Source organism: Mesorhizobium escarrei (assembly GCF_935825525.1).
In the GTDB taxonomy this organism is placed as follows: domain Bacteria; phylum Pseudomonadota; class Alphaproteobacteria; order Rhizobiales; family Rhizobiaceae; genus Mesorhizobium; species Mesorhizobium escarrei.
In genome coordinates this window covers 52,299-69,222 of record NZ_CAKXZT010000147.1, presented here as the reverse complement: position 1 = coordinate 69,222, position 16,924 = coordinate 52,299, and the positions used below count along the sequence as shown (strand labels likewise).

17 protein-coding genes and 1 pseudogene are annotated in these 16,924 nt (G+C 64.6%); 1 reads left to right on the top strand and 17 read right to left on the bottom strand.

What is annotated here, in order from left to right; translation table 11 throughout:
* Window positions 1-115: 115 nt before the first annotated feature.
* Entirely contained in the window at window positions 116-1,096 is a 981-nt protein-coding gene (locus NMG80_RS25455; RefSeq protein ID WP_254020656.1) for an ABC transporter permease, read from the top strand.
* Window positions 1,097-1,216: 120 nt separating this feature from the next.
* Here NMG80_RS25455 and NMG80_RS25450 read toward each other — a convergent pair.
* The 17 genes and pseudogenes from NMG80_RS25450 to NMG80_RS25370 all read right to left on the bottom strand — a co-directional run.
* Window positions 1,217-1,434: pseudogene (locus NMG80_RS25450) on the bottom strand (amino acid ABC transporter ATP-binding protein); the annotation flags it as partial.
* Window positions 1,435-1,463: 29 nt separating this feature from the next.
* Entirely contained in the window at window positions 1,464-3,905 is a 2,442-nt protein-coding gene (locus tag NMG80_RS25445) for a spermidine synthase family protein (RefSeq protein WP_254020655.1), read from the bottom strand.
* Between the two features lie 11 nt (window positions 3,906-3,916).
* A complete protein-coding gene (locus tag NMG80_RS25440) occupies window positions 3,917-4,708 on the bottom strand; it encodes a protein-L-isoaspartate(D-aspartate) O-methyltransferase (RefSeq protein ID WP_254020654.1) in 792 nt (263 codons plus the stop codon).
* Window positions 4,709-5,128: 420 nt separating this feature from the next.
* Window positions 5,129-6,631: a helicase HerA domain-containing protein gene (locus NMG80_RS25435; RefSeq protein WP_254020653.1), complete on the bottom strand. Its 1,503-nt coding sequence runs from the start codon at window positions 6,629-6,631 to the stop codon at window positions 5,129-5,131.
* Window positions 6,632-6,736: 105 nt separating this feature from the next.
* Window positions 6,737-7,969, bottom strand: a complete 1,233-nt coding sequence (gene arsK, locus NMG80_RS25430; protein WP_254020652.1) for an arsenite efflux MFS transporter ArsK — start codon at window positions 7,967-7,969, stop codon at window positions 6,737-6,739.
* Window positions 7,966-9,399: an NAD(P)-binding domain-containing protein gene (locus tag NMG80_RS25425; protein WP_254020651.1), complete on the bottom strand. Its 1,434-nt coding sequence runs from the start codon at window positions 9,397-9,399 to the stop codon at window positions 7,966-7,968. Before NMG80_RS25425 ends, arsK begins: the two co-directional genes overlap by 4 nt.
* 47 nt (window positions 9,400-9,446) lie before the next feature.
* The gene (locus NMG80_RS25420; protein ID WP_254020650.1) at window positions 9,447-9,767 is read right to left on the bottom strand and encodes an ArsR/SmtB family transcription factor; all 321 of its coding nucleotides are present in this window, start codon (window positions 9,765-9,767) and stop codon (window positions 9,447-9,449) included.
* Window positions 9,768-9,956: 189 nt separating this feature from the next.
* Entirely contained in the window at window positions 9,957-10,379 is a 423-nt protein-coding gene (arsC, locus tag NMG80_RS25415) for an arsenate reductase (glutaredoxin) (protein WP_254020649.1), read from the bottom strand.
* Entirely contained in the window at window positions 10,376-11,065 is a 690-nt protein-coding gene (locus tag NMG80_RS25410; protein ID WP_301943387.1) for an aquaporin, read from the bottom strand. The genes arsC and NMG80_RS25410 overlap by 4 nt, the downstream gene beginning before the upstream one ends.
* Before the next feature lie 4 nt (window positions 11,066-11,069).
* Window positions 11,070-11,576 (bottom strand): arsenate reductase ArsC, encoded by a 507-nt coding sequence (locus NMG80_RS25405; protein ID WP_254020648.1) that lies wholly within the window; start codon window positions 11,574-11,576, stop codon window positions 11,070-11,072.
* A gap of 15 nt (window positions 11,577-11,591) precedes the next feature.
* Window positions 11,592-11,924, bottom strand: coding sequence for an ArsR/SmtB family transcription factor (locus tag NMG80_RS25400; protein WP_254020647.1), 333 nt, complete (start codon window positions 11,922-11,924; stop codon window positions 11,592-11,594).
* Window positions 11,925-12,015: 91 nt separating this feature from the next.
* Window positions 12,016-12,999 (bottom strand): energy transducer TonB family protein, encoded by a 984-nt coding sequence (locus NMG80_RS25395; RefSeq protein ID WP_254020646.1) that lies wholly within the window; start codon window positions 12,997-12,999, stop codon window positions 12,016-12,018.
* The gene (gene exbD, locus NMG80_RS25390; RefSeq protein WP_254020645.1) at window positions 12,999-13,457 is read right to left on the bottom strand and encodes a TonB system transport protein ExbD; all 459 of its coding nucleotides are present in this window, start codon (window positions 13,455-13,457) and stop codon (window positions 12,999-13,001) included. Before exbD ends, NMG80_RS25395 begins: the two co-directional genes overlap by 1 nt.
* Window positions 13,458-13,472: 15 nt before the next feature.
* Window positions 13,473-14,402 (bottom strand): tonB-system energizer ExbB, encoded by a 930-nt coding sequence (gene exbB / locus NMG80_RS25385; RefSeq protein WP_254020644.1) that lies wholly within the window; start codon window positions 14,400-14,402, stop codon window positions 13,473-13,475.
* A gap of 554 nt (window positions 14,403-14,956) precedes the next feature.
* Entirely contained in the window at window positions 14,957-15,901 is a 945-nt protein-coding gene (locus tag NMG80_RS25380; RefSeq protein ID WP_254020660.1) for an LLM class flavin-dependent oxidoreductase, read from the bottom strand.
* A gap of 134 nt (window positions 15,902-16,035) precedes the next feature.
* Window positions 16,036-16,191 (bottom strand): hypothetical protein, encoded by a 156-nt coding sequence (locus tag NMG80_RS25375; protein ID WP_254020643.1) that lies wholly within the window; start codon window positions 16,189-16,191, stop codon window positions 16,036-16,038.
* 201 nt (window positions 16,192-16,392) lie between these two features.
* Window positions 16,393-16,785 (bottom strand): hypothetical protein, encoded by a 393-nt coding sequence (locus NMG80_RS25370; RefSeq protein ID WP_254020642.1) that lies wholly within the window; start codon window positions 16,783-16,785, stop codon window positions 16,393-16,395.
* Between the last annotated feature and the right edge of the window lie 139 nt (window positions 16,786-16,924).

Sequence of the window (16,924 nt, the reverse complement as noted above, 5' to 3'; positions counted from 1 at the left end):
ACTCAAATGCGATAGCCCTGCCCCCAAGTGGGGGAGATGTCCGGCAGGACAGAGGGGGGCGCCGTAGAACGCCATCCCCTCCTGGCATCGGGCAAAACCAATCGCGAGCAATCTCATGAGCACAACCGCGATCCAACCGGTACCCTTCGGCCGCCGCCTCAAGCGCCTCATGGCCGACCGGCCGCTGATCCCGCTGATCATCCTGCTGGTCATCCTGGTGGTGGTGCTGCAGTTCCTGCGCCCCGGCATCGTCAACGAGCGCTGGCTCGCCAACACCGTCAAGTTCGCCATCCCGCTGGCAATTCTTGCCGGCTGCCAGACCATGACCATGCTGACCGGCGGCATCGATCTGTCGGTCGGGACCGTGGCGACGATGAGCGCCTTCATCATGGCGACGCAGGTCGTCAACCATGATCCGGCGGTGGCGATTCTCATCGCATTGGTGCCGGCGGTGCTGATCGGCCTGGTCAACGGCATCGGCGTCGGCGTTTTTCGCGTGCACCCGCTGATCATGACGCTCGGCACCAGCCTGATCGGCACCGGCTGCCTGCAGGTCTACCAGCGAACCGTCATCGCTTCGGGCGCCAAGATTCCGCCCTTCCTGGCCTGGCTCGGCACCGGCCTCACCTATGGCGTGCCCAACGCGCTGCTGCTGTTCGTGCCTATCGCCATCCTCATCGTCTTCGCCTTGAATCGCACCGGCTTCGGCCGTCTTCTTTACGCGGTCGGCGACAATGAAGGGGCAGCACGCTTGTCCGGCGTCCGCTATTGGCAGGTGATCACAGCCCTCTACGTCATATCGAGTGTCCTCGCCGGCATCACCGGCCTGCTCTATATCGGCCTGATCAAGGCGCCGTCGCTGTCGCTGGCCGAGCCGCTGGTGCTGCCTTCGGTGGCAGCCGCCGTGATCGGCGGAACCTCGATCTTCGGCGGCCGCGGCGGCTACACCGGCACCATCATCGGGGCGCTGATCCTCACCGTGCTGACGACGCTGCTGACCATCCTGCAAATGCCCGAAGGCGCGCGGCGGATTCTGTTTGGTCTGATCGTGCTGTTTGTTACGGCGGCGTATTTGCGGATTATTGAGGATCGGTAGGGGGTGCTGGCGAGCTCCGAATAGGCTCCCACCCTTTTTTTGCGCGTGCCGGGAAAGCTAGCGCCAGGCTCACCATTGTAACGTCGAGCGGGTCAAATAGACGATACGCATCTAGTCCGGTCACCGGATTAATTGACGCCGAGGAAATGGGCGGCGCTCGGGCATGTTAGAGCTGGCGAAGGCCTTGCCGGGCGGGCCGATCTCGTGGATGCGGCCTTCATGTATGAAGACGGCGCGGCTGGCGAGACGCATTGCCTTGGGTGACCATCAAGAGCGTTATGCCGTCGGCGGAGCACCTCGGCAACCAATTCAGAGTCAAGTGCGGAGGTGATCCGGTCGATGGCGCCCCGGCCAGCAGTGAAGAATTTCACGACCGGAAAGGGATCATGGTTCGGATCGTGAGCCGATTTGCAAGCAAGGCTGGGGCGACAAGATAAAGGACCACAGCGATCATCACGACGCCAGAGAACCCTACATGCATTGCAAGCAGCGTGGCGAGAATCGCGCTCAGCACGGACGCACAGCCGTTGATTCCCCACGCCCAGGGAATGAATGTCTCCGAACGCGCGCCGACATGCCCGAGGCCGAGGGGAAACGGCATGCCCATAAAAAGAGCGAGCGGCGCTATGAGAACGAGCGCGATCGCGATCTTAGCGGCGTCCGGGAACGCCAGCAGCCTTTCGAATACTGAGGGCAGCGCGAGAAGGTAGGTGGCAGCCAGGACCGCGATAACCCCGACAGCGAGGGCGATGCCGCGCACCGCCGACCCGCGCCCAACCGCCGCGGCCCAGCGTGCGGCAACAGCGCTACCGAGACCGGCGAATGCGAGGAAGCACGCAAGCACGACAGCGACAGCGTAGAACGGATGACCGAGGAACAGCACAAAGCGCTGGATGAAGGCGATTTCGATGAAGAGGAAGGCTAGCCCCAAGGCAAGGAAGTAGAGCCCGAAGCGCAGCCGGTGCAAAGCCTTCCCGAGCGCGTTTCTGCGAATCCATAGCGGCAGGAGGATCAGGACGGCGCTGAGGATGGCAGCCTGGACCAGAGTCGTCACGAGGATCAGGTAACTCCAGTCGAGCATCGCTGCCCCGCCCTGGGTGCGCAGGGCTAGGAGTTCGGGCAGGGCGCGCCAGCGGAAGAAGTCGAAGAAATAGGGCCGATTGTCGGTGGCCGGTGCAATGGCGAACTTGTAGCGCTCGATGAAGTCGGCGCGCTCAGGGCCGAGGAGGGCGAGGGCTCCCTCGTAGAGATGTTCCTGATCGAGCTGGTTGAAGTGGTTCACGTCGCTCGCGGAGATGCCTGGCACCCAGGAGATGTCGAAGAAGTTCTCGGCCGCGAAGCTGCGAATGGCCGCAATGTCTTCGCCTTTGAACGGCGACTTGGCGACGAGCAAAGTTGCGGTATTCCAGCTCCGGATCAGCGCCAGGTGCCGGTCCGGCTCGGCCACGCCTTCCGCCTCGAGCGCTGCTATGGCGGTGGCGAACAGCTTAAGGCTATCACGCGGCGGCACTCGCAGCCATCGTGTGATAGCGACGACACCATCTGGTCCGAGAATCGCGAGGTAATCCCGCATTGCCTCCACGGTATAGGTGTAATTTTCATGCAAGCTCTGCACGCCGGCCGCGGCCGCGGTGAAGGAATCGAGGAGCGGCATCTGGATCAGGTCGTAGCGCTCGCCAGCAGTCGCAGCGAAGGCGCGCGCCTCGGCCAAATGCAAGTGCAGGTTCGGTCGGCTGAAGATACCGCCAGCGAAGTCGGCGAAGCGATTCCGAGCCAAGTCGATCATTTGCGGGTTGACCTCTACCGCATTCACGGTATCGGCCCCGGCGCGCAGCGCCAGCAGCACCTGCTCGCCGCCCCCGGCGCCGAGGATTAGCACCCGCGGCCGCTCGAGGATGCGGTACGGCAGCGCCGCCGTTGTCCGGTCGAGATAGGCGACCTTCGCCGGATCGCCTCCATAGGCGGTGATCGCCGTAATACTGTCGCCATCGGTGAAGACGGCGAGTTGCGCAGGCGGCTCTTGGGTATTGGCAAGGCTGAGGCCAGGCGCATAACGGAAGGGGATGGTCAGACTCTCGACAACCGTCAGCAACCCGAGCGGGCCCGACCGCTCCTCGATCACCCGCGCGTTCGGAACCTCCAGGGCTATGCGGAGGCCCTTATACTGCGACATATGCGGCTCGGGGGCCACCCAGGACAGCGGTAGCGACACTGCAACGAACGCCGCTGCCAACCCAAGGCCGCCCGCTGCGAGCCACCGATGGCGGACCATGCCGAACGCGGCAAAAGCAGCCGCCGCGAATGCCAGCGCTGCAACGAAACGCAGTGCCGTAGATGGAAAGACCAGGAACAGGAGCCCGACGATACCCAGCGCACCGATCCCTGCGCCGGCCAAGTCGAAGGCGTAGACGCGTCCGATCTGTCCGGGATGGCGGCAGAAAGCAAGGCCGACGCAGGTCGCGCCAAAGAAGAACGGCAGGATCAGAAGCGCATAGTTGGCCGCGAGCCAACCGAGCTGTCGCGGATCCCAGATGATCTCGAGCGCGTTGAACGGCAGACGTTCGGCGATGGCGAAGCTGGCGACCGCGGTCATGCCGACCAGCGCTGCCGACGCCGCGAAAGCAGCCGGGTAGCGCTCCACTAGCCAGCGCTGGGCAAGCGCGATGAACGTACCGCTCGCGCCGAAGCCCAAAAGCGCGATGCTGATGATCATGTAGGCAAAATGGTGCCACTGAACGATCGAAAACAATCGCATCAGCAGCAATTCATAACCGATAACCGCTGCCGAAATGAGACCGACTGGTAGCATGCGGCCCGCCCTCACCGGGAGGGACCTCCCCGCAGCGGAACGAAGCTCACCGGCAGCAGCTGCCGGGTCGTGATGCCTCCGTCTCGTCGCTTCTCGACGAGCATGAGAAACTGGGTTGCAAAGGGGCCTCCCACGGGGATGACCATCCGACCTCCTTCAGCGAGCTGCTCGACCAGCGGCGGCGGAATATGGCTGGCAGCCGCGGTCACGACGATGCCGTCGAAGGGCGCGTGCTCAGGCCAGCCGTAGTAGCCGTCGTCCACCTTCACCTCGACGTTGTCGAAGCGGGGCACCGCAAGTCGTGCCGCTGCCCTCTTGCCCAGTTCCGGGATAATCTCGATCGAGTAAACCTTGGCGGCGAGGGGCGACAGGACGGCTGCCTGATAGCCCGAGCCGGTGCCGATCTCGAGGACGGTGTCGCCAGGCTGAACATTGATCAGGTCGGTCATAAGCGCGACGATAAAGGGCTGCGAGATCGTCTGACCGTGCCCGATCGGCAGGGGCCGGTCATGATAGGCCGCGCCGCGCTGCGCCTCGGGTACGAAACGCTCGCGCGGCACTGTGCCCATCGTCTTGAGCACCGCCGGATCGATACTGTGTCCCCCGGAGCGGGCGTGTCCCTTTATCGTCTCGATCATGGCCGCACGCTCGGCTGCGCGGTCCTGGGCGGGCGCCGATGTCGAAACGAAGGAGGCAGCACTCGCGAGAAACGCGGCCAGCAACGCTCGGCACTGGGCTAGAGCACTCATGAACCTCTCCTGGCCCACGACGTCGAGAACAAAGGCGGCGGCCTTTTGAAGCAAACGCTGCTCCGATCTCACACCAAACATGTCGCGGCACCAGGTCCGGATCAACCCCGTTGGAGGTTGGTGGTGCGTCAGAAGGCGCCTTCCGCCTCAGGCGGCGACCGCAAATGGAACGGCAAGCAGCCTGACCGCGTCACGCATCCTTCACGGGTACCAAGGACCTCGCGGTTACCTGCCTGCAAGTCCGCAATCCATTTTATTGCAGCCCCTCCGACGAATCGACACGAAGGCCCGGAGCGGGTCAGATCACGTCGATGCCCACGGAGGCCAAGGTCCGCTCCAAAAAAATCCAAGCCTCAGTGCCAGTCCGCTATCGACCGAAACGCGACGTCTGAGTAGCGGTTCGGCGATGACCGCTCTTGGCGGCGCTTTGCTGATGTTGAGCGACGTCAGCTTTCGCCCAGACCGCATCAGCTCTCACACAGCCAAGCTCCCCTGCTCCGCCTCCTCCGCATTAGGATCCCCCGGCGCCGTCGCCCAGGCCAGTTCGACCAGCGTTACTGTCCGCCTTCCAATCCCGTCGAGCTGGCAGACGATCAGCCCCTGTTCCTCGATATAGGTCAGCAGGCGCCGGGCGCGGCGCAGCGAGTGCGAGCCATAGGCACGGGCGATCGCTGCGTCGCTCGGGCAGGGCCAGCCCTCCTTGGCCGCGCGGGCGATCATCATGAACACGCCCTGCATATCCTCGGGCAGCAGCGAGGCGCGCGCCGAGACGTCCTGCCAGGCGTCATCGCCGCCTGCCATGTCGGAGCCGAGCCCGGCGCGGGCGCGGGTCAGCATGCGGCGGAAGGCGGGCAGGTCCGGCACCACCGAGGCAAGGCCTTCTATGCGACAGCGGACCACGAACTCCTGATAGAGCACGCCGATGACCCGGAACCCGGCGTCGGGCTGCGCCAGCACGGCGCGCAGGACCCGGTCGACGCGCTCACGCCGCTCCGCCAGATCCTCAGCGCTGATCGGCGGCTCCACCGGTTCGGGGCGGATTTCCAGCGCCGCCGACTTTGCCGCCATCAGCTGATCGAGCAGGTCCGGGGACGACCGGCGCTGCGGCCGGACGGTTTCGGGCGGCGGGGCTGCCAGGATGATGGCGCGGGCGTCCTCCAACGCCGCTTCCGGCAGCGGCATCAGCCGCGGGGTGCCGTTGCGCGGACTTGTATCCGTCGGGCCGATACGCAGGCCGAGCGGACGGCGCGACAGCGCCGGGCCGAGCGCCATGAACTGCCCGCGCTCCAGGTCGCGAAAAGCCTCGGCCTGGCGCCGCTCCATGCCCAAAAGATCGGCGGCGCGCGCCATGTCGATATCGAGAAAGGTTCGGCCCATGAGGAAATTGGAAGCCTCGGCGGCGACGTTCTTGGCGAGCTTGGCCAGCCGCTGGGTGGCGATGATCCCGGCCAGCCCGCGTTTGCGGCCACGGCACATCAGATTGGTCATGGCGCCGAGCGAGAGCTTGCGCGCCTCGTCGGAAACCTCGCCGGCCACGGCCGGCGCGAACAGCTGCGCCTCGTCGACCACCACCAGCATCGGGTACCAGTGGTCGCGGGCGACCTCGAACAGCCCGCCGAGAAAGGCGGCGGCGCGCCGCATCTGGTTCTCGGCATCGAGCCCTTCGAGATTGAGCACCGTGGAGACGCGGTGGATGCGCGCCCGCTCGCCGGCGCTCTGCAGGCCGCGCTCGGTGTGCTCCTCGGCATCGATGACCAAATGGCCGAAACGATCGCCCAGCGAGACGAAGTCGCCTTCGGGGTCGATGATGGTCTGCTGCACCCAGGGGGCACTCTGCTCCAGCAGCCTGCGCAGCAGATGGGATTTGCCGGAGCCCGAATTGCCCTGCACCAATAGGCGCGTCGCCAGCAGCTCCTCAAGGTCCAGCGCCACCGGGGCGCCTGCGGTGGTGTGGCCCATCTCGATCGCAACGGTCATGTCTCGACTCTCCTTGCGGAGAGGGCTTATCAACCGCATCACAGCCCGTCGAGCGCCCTTGGCCGGCGGCTCGACGTTGCGCACAGCTCGACGCTGCGCGCGGCGTCAGTTCGCTGACGTAAGCATCACGGGCGCAAGAGGCTGCCGCCTGATCAGGATGATTGCCGAGAAAGCCAGTATGCCGAGCATGCCGACCGCAGCGGTCAGCCAGAGCGATGGCTGGACGCCCAAGCCTGCCATCGCCATGGCAAGGGCAAATGGCGCAAGCGCGGACGAAAACTGACGCGCGGCCGTCACCCAGCCGAGCCGGGCGCCGTAGCGCTCCCGTCCGAACAATTCCAGCGGCAGCGTGCCGCCGACGATGCTGGCGAGGCCCGAGCCCAATCCAAACAGGATGACGAAAGCGATGGCTCCGGGCAGCGACGGTGTCGTCGCCAGCAGGGCGACAAGGCCGAGCGGCAGCAATGTCGCGCCGATGACCGCGAGCCAGGTCTGTGCCAGCCGGCCGCCGAACAGCATGTTGATCAACCGGCTTGCCACCTGCGACGGGCCAAACAGCGTGGTGACGACGAGCCCGGCGGAGCCAAGCCCGAGCGCCGTCGTCAGCGGCACCATGTGAACGAGGATCGAAGACAGCACGAAACCCTCGATCGCGAAGCCGCCAAGCATCAGCAGAAACACTCTGCTGCGGTCGCGCGCGGTGAAGGCGACCGGACCGCTCGCCGGGCCGATCGCCGCAGCTGTCGCCGAAGGGTTTTTGTCCACCCGACGCGACAGCCGCGCCAGCCAGGCGTGGATGGGCAGGCAGACTGCGACATTGATGCCGGCAAAGACCAGATAGACCTCGCGCCAGGTCAGGTATTCGTGCAGTGCCGCCGTCAGCGGCCAGAACAGGGTCGAGGCGAAGCCGGCGATCAGTGTCAGATGGGTGATGCTGCGCTGCGCCCTGGCGCCCCCGATCTGGACGATGGCGACGAAAGCGGCGCTGTAGAGCACGAAGGCAGACGCCAGCTCCATCGCCATCAGCGCCGCCACGAAGCTCACCCGGCCTGGTGCTATCGCGCAAGCGACAAGCGCTGCTGCGGCCGCAAGCGAACCAAAGGTCATCACCCGGCCGGCGCCGAAACGATCGGCCCAGCGCCCCGCTGTCGGCGCAAAAAGTCCACCCACCAGCAGCGACGCCGACAAGGCGCCGAAAACCCATTGTTCCGGCCAGGCGAGCTCAAGCGCGATGGACGGCACCAGGATGCTAAAACTGTAATAGAGCGTGCCGTAGCCGATGATCTGCGTCAGCCCCAACGCCCAGAGCGCGGCAGCCGGGATTTTCCGGTCGCTCATTGAGCGGCGATCTCGAGATCGTCGCTGCGCACTGCTGCGATCGCTTGCGTGCTGCCGCAGCCGCAGCCTGACTTGCCGCTCGCCTTCGCCTTGGCGTCATCGACACAGCAGGCATCGACAACAGCCGGCGCCGGCCCGCCGCAGCAACCCTGAGATGATGTGCCTGAAAGTGATACCGGCACCGTGCAGACGCCGGTCTCGGGCAACACCAGCTGCACGGCATCGGCGGCAGCCATGTCGCCGGCGAGCGCCGCGGCGACCGAGCGGACCTGCTCATAGCCGGTCAGCAGCAGGAAGGTCGGCGCCCGGCCATAGCTTTTGACGCCGACAGTGTAGAAATCTGGCTCGGGGTGGCTGAGCTCGCGATGGCTATGCGGCGGGACGTCGCCGCAGGAATGCTCATTGGGATCGATGAGCGGCCCCAGCGCCTTGACGCCTTCGAGCCACGGATCGAGGTCCAGCCGAAGCTCCCGGGTCAAGGCGAGATCGGGGCGCTGCCCGGTCGCGGCGATGATCCGGTCGACGGGTCCGAGCCTGCGCAACCCGTCGTTTGCCTGGCCTTCGACAGCGAGACGGCCGTCGACCTCGCGAATGGCAACAATGGCAAAGCCGGTCACCAGCCGCACGCGTCCGCTCTCGGCCAGCTGCCGGACGTCCGAACCAAGCTCGCCGCGCGCCGGCAGGGCGTCGGCATCGCCGCCGCCGTAGATGCGGACAAGGTCGGTGCTGCGCGTTACCCATAGTGCCGAAGTGCCGGGCTCGGTTTGCGCAAGCTCCGCCAATTCCAGCAAGGCGTTGGCGGCGGAATGGCCGGCGCCCACCACCAATGTCGTGCGACCTGCATAGTGATGACGGTCGCGGCCGAGAACATTTGGGATGCCGTAGGCGATGCGGTCGCCAAATTCATCCTCACCTTCGGCCGGCAAGCCGCCCGCGCCGAGCGGGTTCGGCGTCTGCCAGGTGCCCGACGCATCGATCACGGCACGGGCGCTTTCCCGGCGCGTGCCTTTCGCCGTTTCGACCAGCAGCATGAACGGCCGCTTCTGTCGCGCCTTGCTCAGGACCTTGTCGGCGCCCCAGCGGGAAATGGCGACAACACGGGCGTTGGTCTCGATCGACGGCGCCAGTTCGGCAAGTTTTGCCAGCGGCGCGAGGTACTGGGAGACGATTTCATCGGCGGTAGGGAACGCCTCCGGCTCCGGCATTTGCCAGCCGTGGCTCTCGAGAAGTTTTCGCGCGACCGCGTCGACACAATAGCGCCATGGCGTGAAAACCCGCACATGGCCCCAATCCAGAAGGTTCGAGCCGACCGCGGAACCGGCCTCGTAGACATTGACCGAAAGGCCGCGGCTGACCAGTTGGGCGGCGGCCGCCAGGCCGACAGGTCCGCCACCGATGATGGCGACCGGGAGATCGTTTTCAGAAACCATGGACACCTTCTATGTTTCTAGGACTATAGAAATACTGGTCAAAAAAGTTACGCAGCCGCCTCGCCGACAGCAAGTCCGCATGCGGCATCGGCACAACATTCATCGGCAAGAAAGCCAAGGAGATCGTTCATCACAGGATAATTGGCACGGCAGATCAGCGTCGTTGCCTGGCGTTCCTGGGTCACCAGGCCGGTCAGGATGAGCCGGTGGAGATGATGCGACAGGGTCGACGCAGCGATGCCGAGGGCGTCCTGCAGATAACCGACCGGTCGTCCTGTTTCGCCTGCCCGGACCAGCGTGCGATAAAGCTTGAGCCGCGTCGGATTGCCGAGCGCTTCGAGCTGTTTTGCTGCTTGTTCGAGTTTCATGAAAATAAACTAGCGCCGACACAACGCCGCGTCAATACTATTTCGAAAATTCTCGAATTAACCGTATACCAGTATCCAACCGGAGCCGCTTGTGAGACTGACCAGGATGATCGTCCGAGCAGCGCCTGCAGGTCGATCGGCCGGAACTGGTCTTCGTCCACGTTCGGCAAGGAACCTTCGGGCACCGGGTCAGGCAACGCGCTTGCCCTGCGCGTCGATGACGACTTCGCCGTCTTCCTTGGTGAACGGCCCGATCTCAGGATTGGGCAGGATGTCGAGAACCGCTTCAGACGGTCGTGCAAGCACGGTGCCGAGCGGTGTGACGACAATCGGCCGGTTGATCAGGATCGGATGCGCCAGCATGAAATCGACGATCTCGTCGTCGGTCCATTTGGGGTCACCGAGATTGAGTTCGGCGTACGGCGTACCCTTCTCGCGCAGCAATTCGCGCGGTGTCATCCCCATCGCCTTGATCAGCTCGACCAGCCGTTCGCGCGACGGCGGGTTTTTTAGATACTCGATCACATCAGGCTCTTCACCGGACTGGCGGATGATGGCGAGCGTGTTGCGCGAGGTGCCGCAGTCGGGGTTGTGGTAGATGGTGATGGTCATTTCGCGGCTCTCATCTGTCTGATTGGTTTAGGGTCACTGAGCAGCCAGCCTGCCAAGGCCATGGCAAGCAGCGCGCCCAGGAGCTCGGCGACGATGAACGCCGGCAGGTCTATCGGCCGGATGCCCGCGAAGGTGTTGGAAAGAGCGCGGGCGACGGCGACGGCCGGATTGGCAAACGAGGTCGAAGCCGTGAACCAATAGGCCGCGGTGATGTAGAGGCCGACCAGCCATGGAATGGCATCCGAACGGAAGCGAAGACCGGCAAGAATGGTGAAGACCAGGCCGAAGGCGGCCACCAACTCCGCAATCCATTGTCCGTTTCCGGTCCGCACGGTTTGCGAGATCTGGAGAATCGGCAGTTCGAACATGGCGTGCGCCAGCAGCGTTCCGGCGACGCCGCCGACAATCTGGGCGATCACATAGGCCAGTGCAGCGTTCGCTTCGATTTCCCGCCTGAGAGCAAAAACCAGCGTCACCGCCGGATTGAAATGCGCTCCGGAAATCGGTCCGAGTATGGTGATCAGCACCACCAGGATCGCCCCAGTCGGCAGCGTGTTGCCGAGCAGGGAGAGACCCACATCATCCGTCAGACGATCCGCCATAATGCCGGACCCGACGACCGTCGCGACGAGCATTGCCGTGCCGAGCGCTTCCGCGACGATGCGGCGGGACAGGTCAGCCGCCATGATGTCAGCCGGCCTTCGGCAGATCGCGGCCGATTTCATCGAGCCGTTTCTGCAGGGCGAGCTTGTCGATCGTGTTCATCGGCAGGCTGACGAAGATCGAGATCCGATTGTTGAGCATGCGATAGGCCTCGGCAAACGCCAGGTGCTTTTCGGCGTCGGTGCCTTCTACGGCGGCCGGGTCGGGCACGCCCCAGTGCGCCGTCATCGGCTGTCCCGGCCAGACCGGGCAGGATTCATTGGCCGCGTTGTCGCAGACGGTGAAAACGAAATTCATCTCGGGGGCGCCGGGAGCCGCGAATTCCTGCCAGTCCTTCGAACGGGCGAAGGACGTGTCGTGGTTGAGGGTTTTCAACAGCTGGAGCGCGTAGGGATGGACTTCTCCCTTCGGGTGCGATCCGGCCGAATATGCCCTGAACTTGCCGGCGCCGACACGGTTGAGGATCGCCTCGGCAAGGATCGACCGTGCCGAATTGCCGGTGCAGAGAAAAAGCACGTTGTATGGGTCATTCATGGGTGGTCCTCCCTTCTAACAGTTGCAAGTCACGGCCTGAATGACCGGCTGGCAGAGTTCCGGCGCGCCGTTGCAGCAATCCTCCATGAGATAGGCAAGCAGATCGCGAAAACCGGTCATGTCGGCGACGTAGCGGATCGACCGGCCGTCACGCTCGGCGCGGACGAGACCGGCATGGTCGAGAACCTTCAGATGCGCCGACATTGTGTTCTGCACCTTACCGAGGCGCGCGGCGATCTCGCCGGCAGGCACACCATCTGCGCCCGCCCGCACCAGCAGGCGAAACACCTCGAGCCTGGTGTCCTGGCCAAGCGCTGCCAATGCGAGAAGGGCGGTGTTCTTATCCATGCATCCTGGAATCCGGAATTATGGATGTATATGGCCAGCATGTGACAACCAGATGACAGACCGTCTCAGTGCCCCTGCATCGGCGGGTCGCCTAATTTCGCAGGGCGAACGTGAACGGCGCGGTGCGGGTTATGCGGGAGCCGAGTTCCGGCGGCGGCTTGGGCACCGAGGCGCCCTGTAATGTGCTAAGCGCCGCGCTATCGAGGTCTGGATCGCCGGAGGAACGAGCCAGCCGGGCGGATAGGACCCGGCCGGACGCGTCGATCGTAAAGGTCACGCTCGGACTACCTTCCACGCGCCGGGCCTTTGCCGCCCTCGGATAGTTTGTGTGCCGTCTTATCCACGCACGCAACCGCGAGTTCCATCTGTCCGGGCTCACGCCGGATCTCGAAGCCGCCGTTTTGGCCGATTTCGGTGCGGCCGCCCTGGCTGCGGATGTCGCAGCGACACTGGCCGTCGTCCGCGGCGGTGCGGCCTTTTCCTTTTTCGGGCGCTTTTTGGCCTTTTCGACCGGCTTCCTCGCCTTGACCTCGGCCGGCTCCTTCACCGTGGCCTTCGCCTGCTTCTTCGTCTTGGTCTCGACGGGTGCCTCGACCGGCCTCGACTGCGGTAGCGGAATGACCACTTCCGGCGTGACGGCCTCGGCAACGTCCGACACGACCTCCTCGAGCGGCGGCTGATCGACCCGTTCGGCCACGGTCGGCGGGGTGGGCTCGATTGTGTCGACCGGAGCGGCTTCCGGCGGTTCGGCGACCGGCTCTGCCTGCTCGACGAGCGGTTCGGGCGGAGGCTCCGTTTCGACTGTCTCGGGCTCCTCGGCCGGATCCGGCTGATCGGGCGCTATCTCCTCCGTCATCGGCGCCGGCTCGGCCGACGTGAGCGCCATCGGCGACAACTCGATCACCTGCGCCTGCGGCGGCCCGCCATTGGGCTCGGCCGGCCGCCAACTCTGCATCGCATAGCCGATCGCGGCATGCGCCATCAGGACCAGCGCAGCCGCGCCCGCCCACCAGGCGATCTCGCGCACGCCGAAACGCCGCTGATCGGCCATCGGCAGGGCGGCCGCCGGCGACATTATTGGCCGGTTCCGACTTGCGACGCCGCGGCATCGCCGGGCGCGGTCTCGAGGCCGACCAGCGCGATCTTCAGATAGCCGGCGCCCCGCAAAAGGTTCATCACCTCCATAAGTTCGCCATAGCCGACCGCCTTGTCGGCGCGCAGGAAGATGCGCGTCTGCCTGTCGCCTTTTGTCCTGCCGGCGAGCGCAGCGGCGAAGGCTGCGCGCGGCACGGTGTCGTTGCCGATTGCCAGGCTGAGATCGTTCTTCAGCGTCAGGAACAGCGGCGTCTCCGGCCGCGGCGCAGGCGTTGCGGTCGAGCCCGGCAGGTCGACATTGACATCTACCGTTGCCAGCGGCGCCGCGACCATGAAGATGATCAGCAGGACCAGGATCACGTCGATGAACGGCGTGACGTTGATCTCGTGGTTTTCCTCGAGATCGCCGTCGATGTTGTCTCGAATTCTAGCCGCCATGGCGTCGCTCCGTGTTCATTGCGCGGCTATCTGCTTTGCCGGCGCGACCGTGCGGAAATCCAGATCCCGGCTGACCAGCCGTTCGACCCCTGCCGACGCGTCGGTGAGGATCTGCCTGTAGCCGGCTATCGATCGCGCGAAGACGTTGTAGATGACCACCGCCGGGATCGCCGCGACAAGCCCCATTGCGGTGGCCAGCAAGGCTTCCGCGATACCCGGGGCAACGACGGCGAGGTTGGTGGTCTGCGCCTGCGAGATGCCGATGAAGGCGTTCATGATGCCCCAGACCGTGCCGAACAGGCCGACGAAGGGCGCGGTCGAGCCGATCGTCGCCAGCACGCCGGTGCCGCGCGACATGCGCCGCGCCGCCGCCGCCTCGATGCGCGACAGGCGCGAGGTCACCCGCTCCTTCAGCCCGTCGCCGGACACATGGTCGAGCGAGCCGGCCGAAAGCGCGGTCTCTTCTTCGGCAGCCCGCACCAGCAGGGCGCCAGGACCGTTATTTTGGCCAAGCGCGCGCCCGGCCTGCTTCAACGTCGCGGCATTGCCGATCGCCTTTACCGCGCGGCGGGCGCGCAGCTTGCCGCCAAGGATCTCCAGCGATTTGGCCAGCCATATCGTCCAGGTGACGAAGGACGCAAAAGCCAGCCCGACCATCACCGCTTTCACGACGATGTCGGCCGCCATGAACATGCCCCATGGCGACAGGTCACGCGGCAGGGTCAGGGAGGTTGCCGTCGAAGGGCCCGTCTCGGGCCTAGTCTCGGTCGGCGCGGTCACGCCGGGCTGCGTCGCCGGTGGCGCGGCCGCGTCTGGCGCAGCTTGCCCAGGCGCGGGAGCCGGCGCCTCTAGCGCCGGGGCCGCACCCGGTTGTTCCTGGGTGGCTGCGCCGCCGGCCGACAGGACGGATGCGAGCAACGCCGCGAACAAACCATGTCTGGACAAGGGCTTCTTCCTTATTCTCACAGTGGCCTCATTGCACATAGCCGATGGGCTGGCCGGTGACGGGGTGCGCAAACACGCCATCTCGACACCGAAAATTCCCCTGAGCACGTCGCCAACGCCCGGTTGACTATGAAACATGAGTTTATTAGTCAACAATGAAAACGGCTGTTTGAGTCAACAAAATGTCGTGACGCGCCGGATTTGCGTCGAAATTCGAAGAAGGTGGAGCGTGCCGGGATGGTGACTGTTTGGTCGGGGAAGAATTCGAGATGAAATTACTGCGCGCCGAAACCTGCTGATCGCGGCGATGTCGCTGCCTGCTGCTTGGCAGCGGCGACGCGTCGCGCAGGAGGCGACCACCACTCTCGATCCGATCGACATTCGGGAACGCGTCGAAAGCGCATTTGGAACCGTCGACGCTATGTCGCCACCCAGGGCTCTACCGCCCGACCACGAGAACCTCCGCGACGTCGACCTCGGCGCCGGAAGCTTCAACCGCTATGAGGAAAGTTCGACTTCAGCGGGGCTGTCAACGCCGCCAAAGTCGCTGCTGTTCAGCCGGCGCGTGCTTCCCGGATCACGCGAGGCGCAAACGCGCCGGGCTGAGGGACATCGGCCTCGCGGCGCGCCAGAGTGTTGCGTAGCAGCGCGATCGTTTCACGGCCCACCGTTGCGATCTCGCGCGGCCTTTCGATGCCGACGATCATGAATTCCTCGATTCCCAGTGCCGCATAAGGGAGCAGCGACAACGCGACCTGTGCCGGCGGTCCAGCAATCTCGACCGCCTTCTGGCAGGCGACGTTGTCCGCCGCACGGATCCGGACGGGAAGCGCGAAACGCAGCTTGCCGGCCCGGCCGTGTTCGGCGGCGGCACTGTGCACCCGCTCCATCAACTGCCGGATCTCTCCGAGGGGACCCGGCGTCAGCTCGAAGACATCGGCATGCCGCCCGGCGACCCTGAGCGCCGTTCCGGACCGTCCGCCCATGCGGATGCTCACGCCGGCGCTACGCGGCCCCTTGCGCGGCACATAGCCGCCCCTGACGCTGTAGAAGGCGCCTTCATGATCGAACGGCCTGTCGTTCGACCACAACCGTTTCAGCAGCACCAGATATTCATCGACGCGCTGCCAGACGAGCGTGTGTCCGACCGGACGTGCCTCGGCATCGTCGTCGTTGAGCGGCTCGCTGAGCATCCTGAGCGACAGCCGACCGCCGCTTTTCGCGGCGAGCGCTGCCAATTGCCGTGCCGCCACCGTCGGCTCGATCACACCAGCCCAATGCGTGAGAACGACCTCGAGCGAAGAAGTGCGGTCCAGCGCCCGGGCGGCAATATCCATATTGGTCAGCAGCCCGGCCGGATCGTCGACGACGATTTTCTGGAAACCGATGTCCTCGATCAGCGTCAGCTTTGTCGCGGTTTCCACGAAATCGTAGAAAAACGGCGCGGCTGGGTCGGCCGGGTGAGTTTTACCGGGAACATGCGTGAACTCGATCGGCATCGCCATCTCCTCCATCACGTTGGGGCCAAGGGGCGCGCGAAAGCGCACCGGCATTCGGTTCATTCAACTCCGATATTGCGAAACGGCAGATCGCTACCCCTGTAAGTCAGGACCCGATGACTCGGGCTCCATAGTCAGGGAATAAAACCCAGAACGACTGCCCCGGTGAACACGAACGCAAGAGCAAAGACGAGATAGGCAAAGGCGCCCGCATAGGCCGGCCGCCAAGTCTGCTCAGAACTGAGCCTCTCGTCTTTGCGGGCAGTCCGGGCGTTCTGGAAATAGGACATGTCGACCTCCGTCTCGGCGGTTAATCTATAAAATCGGTAGACTTTGTCGAGTGCTATTTTCCAGCGATTCTTGGAATATTTTTCTCCAATCAGACAACAATTTGGTTCGTTCGCTGCTTAGCGCGGCGCTTCCGAGGCCGATCGGCCCGATGGCAAACGCCGGGCTCATGCAGGCGGAGGGCGGGAATGGGCCGCGGCCGCTTATTTGGCGGGCGGCCTGTAAGCTTCCAGACCCAACAGCATCAGCACGATCGACACCAGGAAGAACCCAACCGCCACGCCGAGCGCGATCTGGGCGTAGAGTTTATAAACGTCGCCCATAATGGTGCCGAACACCCGTCGCGCCGAGGCATCGGCTGGGCGCGATTTCTCATCGAGGTAGAGCCAGACTTCGGTGTGCTTGGGGTTCTTGCCGGCTGCGGTCGTGGCTTTCCACATCAGCGCCAGAACCATGGTCAGCGTGAGAAACGCGCCGGAGCGAAATGCAGACACCGGGTTGAAAGCGAAGCCGACCATGACACAGCCGATGGCAAGCGAGCCGAACATGACGGCGCGCCCGATGCACCCCACAGCAACCCGCCTGATCTCATCCATCGGCGCCTCGGCAGCAAACTCGCCGACAATGTGCGAGCGTTGCGACCGTATCAAATCACTTTAGGGCGAATGTGCCGCCAGGACGGATATATCTTCGGGATTCAGCATGGACGTGGAGGCGCGCAACTCCCCGGCGCAA

Coding starts and splice junctions, on each gene's coding strand:
- NMG80_RS25420 (WP_254020650.1), bottom strand. CDS start 9,767: ATGAAACTCGAACAAGCAGCAAAACAGCTCGAAGCGCTCGGCAATCCG.
- NMG80_RS25410 (WP_301943387.1), bottom strand. CDS start 11,065: ATGGCGGCTGACCTGTCCCGCCGCATCGTCGCGGAAGCGCTCGGCACG.
- arsC (WP_254020649.1), bottom strand. CDS start 10,379: ATGACCATCACCATCTACCACAACCCCGACTGCGGCACCTCGCGCAAC.
- NMG80_RS25380 (WP_254020660.1), bottom strand. CDS start 15,901: ATGCCGATCGAGTTCACGCATGTTCCCGGTAAAACTCACCCGGCCGAC.
- NMG80_RS25400 (WP_254020647.1), bottom strand. CDS start 11,924: ATGGATAAGAACACCGCCCTTCTCGCATTGGCAGCGCTTGGCCAGGAC.
- NMG80_RS25405 (WP_254020648.1), bottom strand. CDS start 11,576: ATGAATGACCCATACAACGTGCTTTTTCTCTGCACCGGCAATTCGGCA.
- NMG80_RS25370 (WP_254020642.1), bottom strand. CDS start 16,785: ATGGATGAGATCAGGCGGGTTGCTGTGGGGTGCATCGGGCGCGCCGTC.
- arsK (WP_254020652.1), bottom strand. CDS start 7,969: ATGAGCGACCGGAAAATCCCGGCTGCCGCGCTCTGGGCGTTGGGGCTG.
- NMG80_RS25455 (WP_254020656.1), top strand. CDS start 116: ATGAGCACAACCGCGATCCAACCGGTACCCTTCGGCCGCCGCCTCAAG.
- NMG80_RS25375 (WP_254020643.1), bottom strand. CDS start 16,191: ATGTCCTATTTCCAGAACGCCCGGACTGCCCGCAAAGACGAGAGGCTC.
- NMG80_RS25445 (WP_254020655.1), bottom strand. CDS start 3,905: ATGCTACCAGTCGGTCTCATTTCGGCAGCGGTTATCGGTTATGAATTG.
- NMG80_RS25435 (WP_254020653.1), bottom strand. CDS start 6,631: ATGACCGTTGCGATCGAGATGGGCCACACCACCGCAGGCGCCCCGGTG.
- exbD (WP_254020645.1), bottom strand. CDS start 13,457: ATGGCGGCTAGAATTCGAGACAACATCGACGGCGATCTCGAGGAAAAC.
- NMG80_RS25395 (WP_254020646.1), bottom strand. CDS start 12,999: ATGTCGCCGGCGGCCGCCCTGCCGATGGCCGATCAGCGGCGTTTCGGC.
- NMG80_RS25425 (WP_254020651.1), bottom strand. CDS start 9,399: ATGGTTTCTGAAAACGATCTCCCGGTCGCCATCATCGGTGGCGGACCT.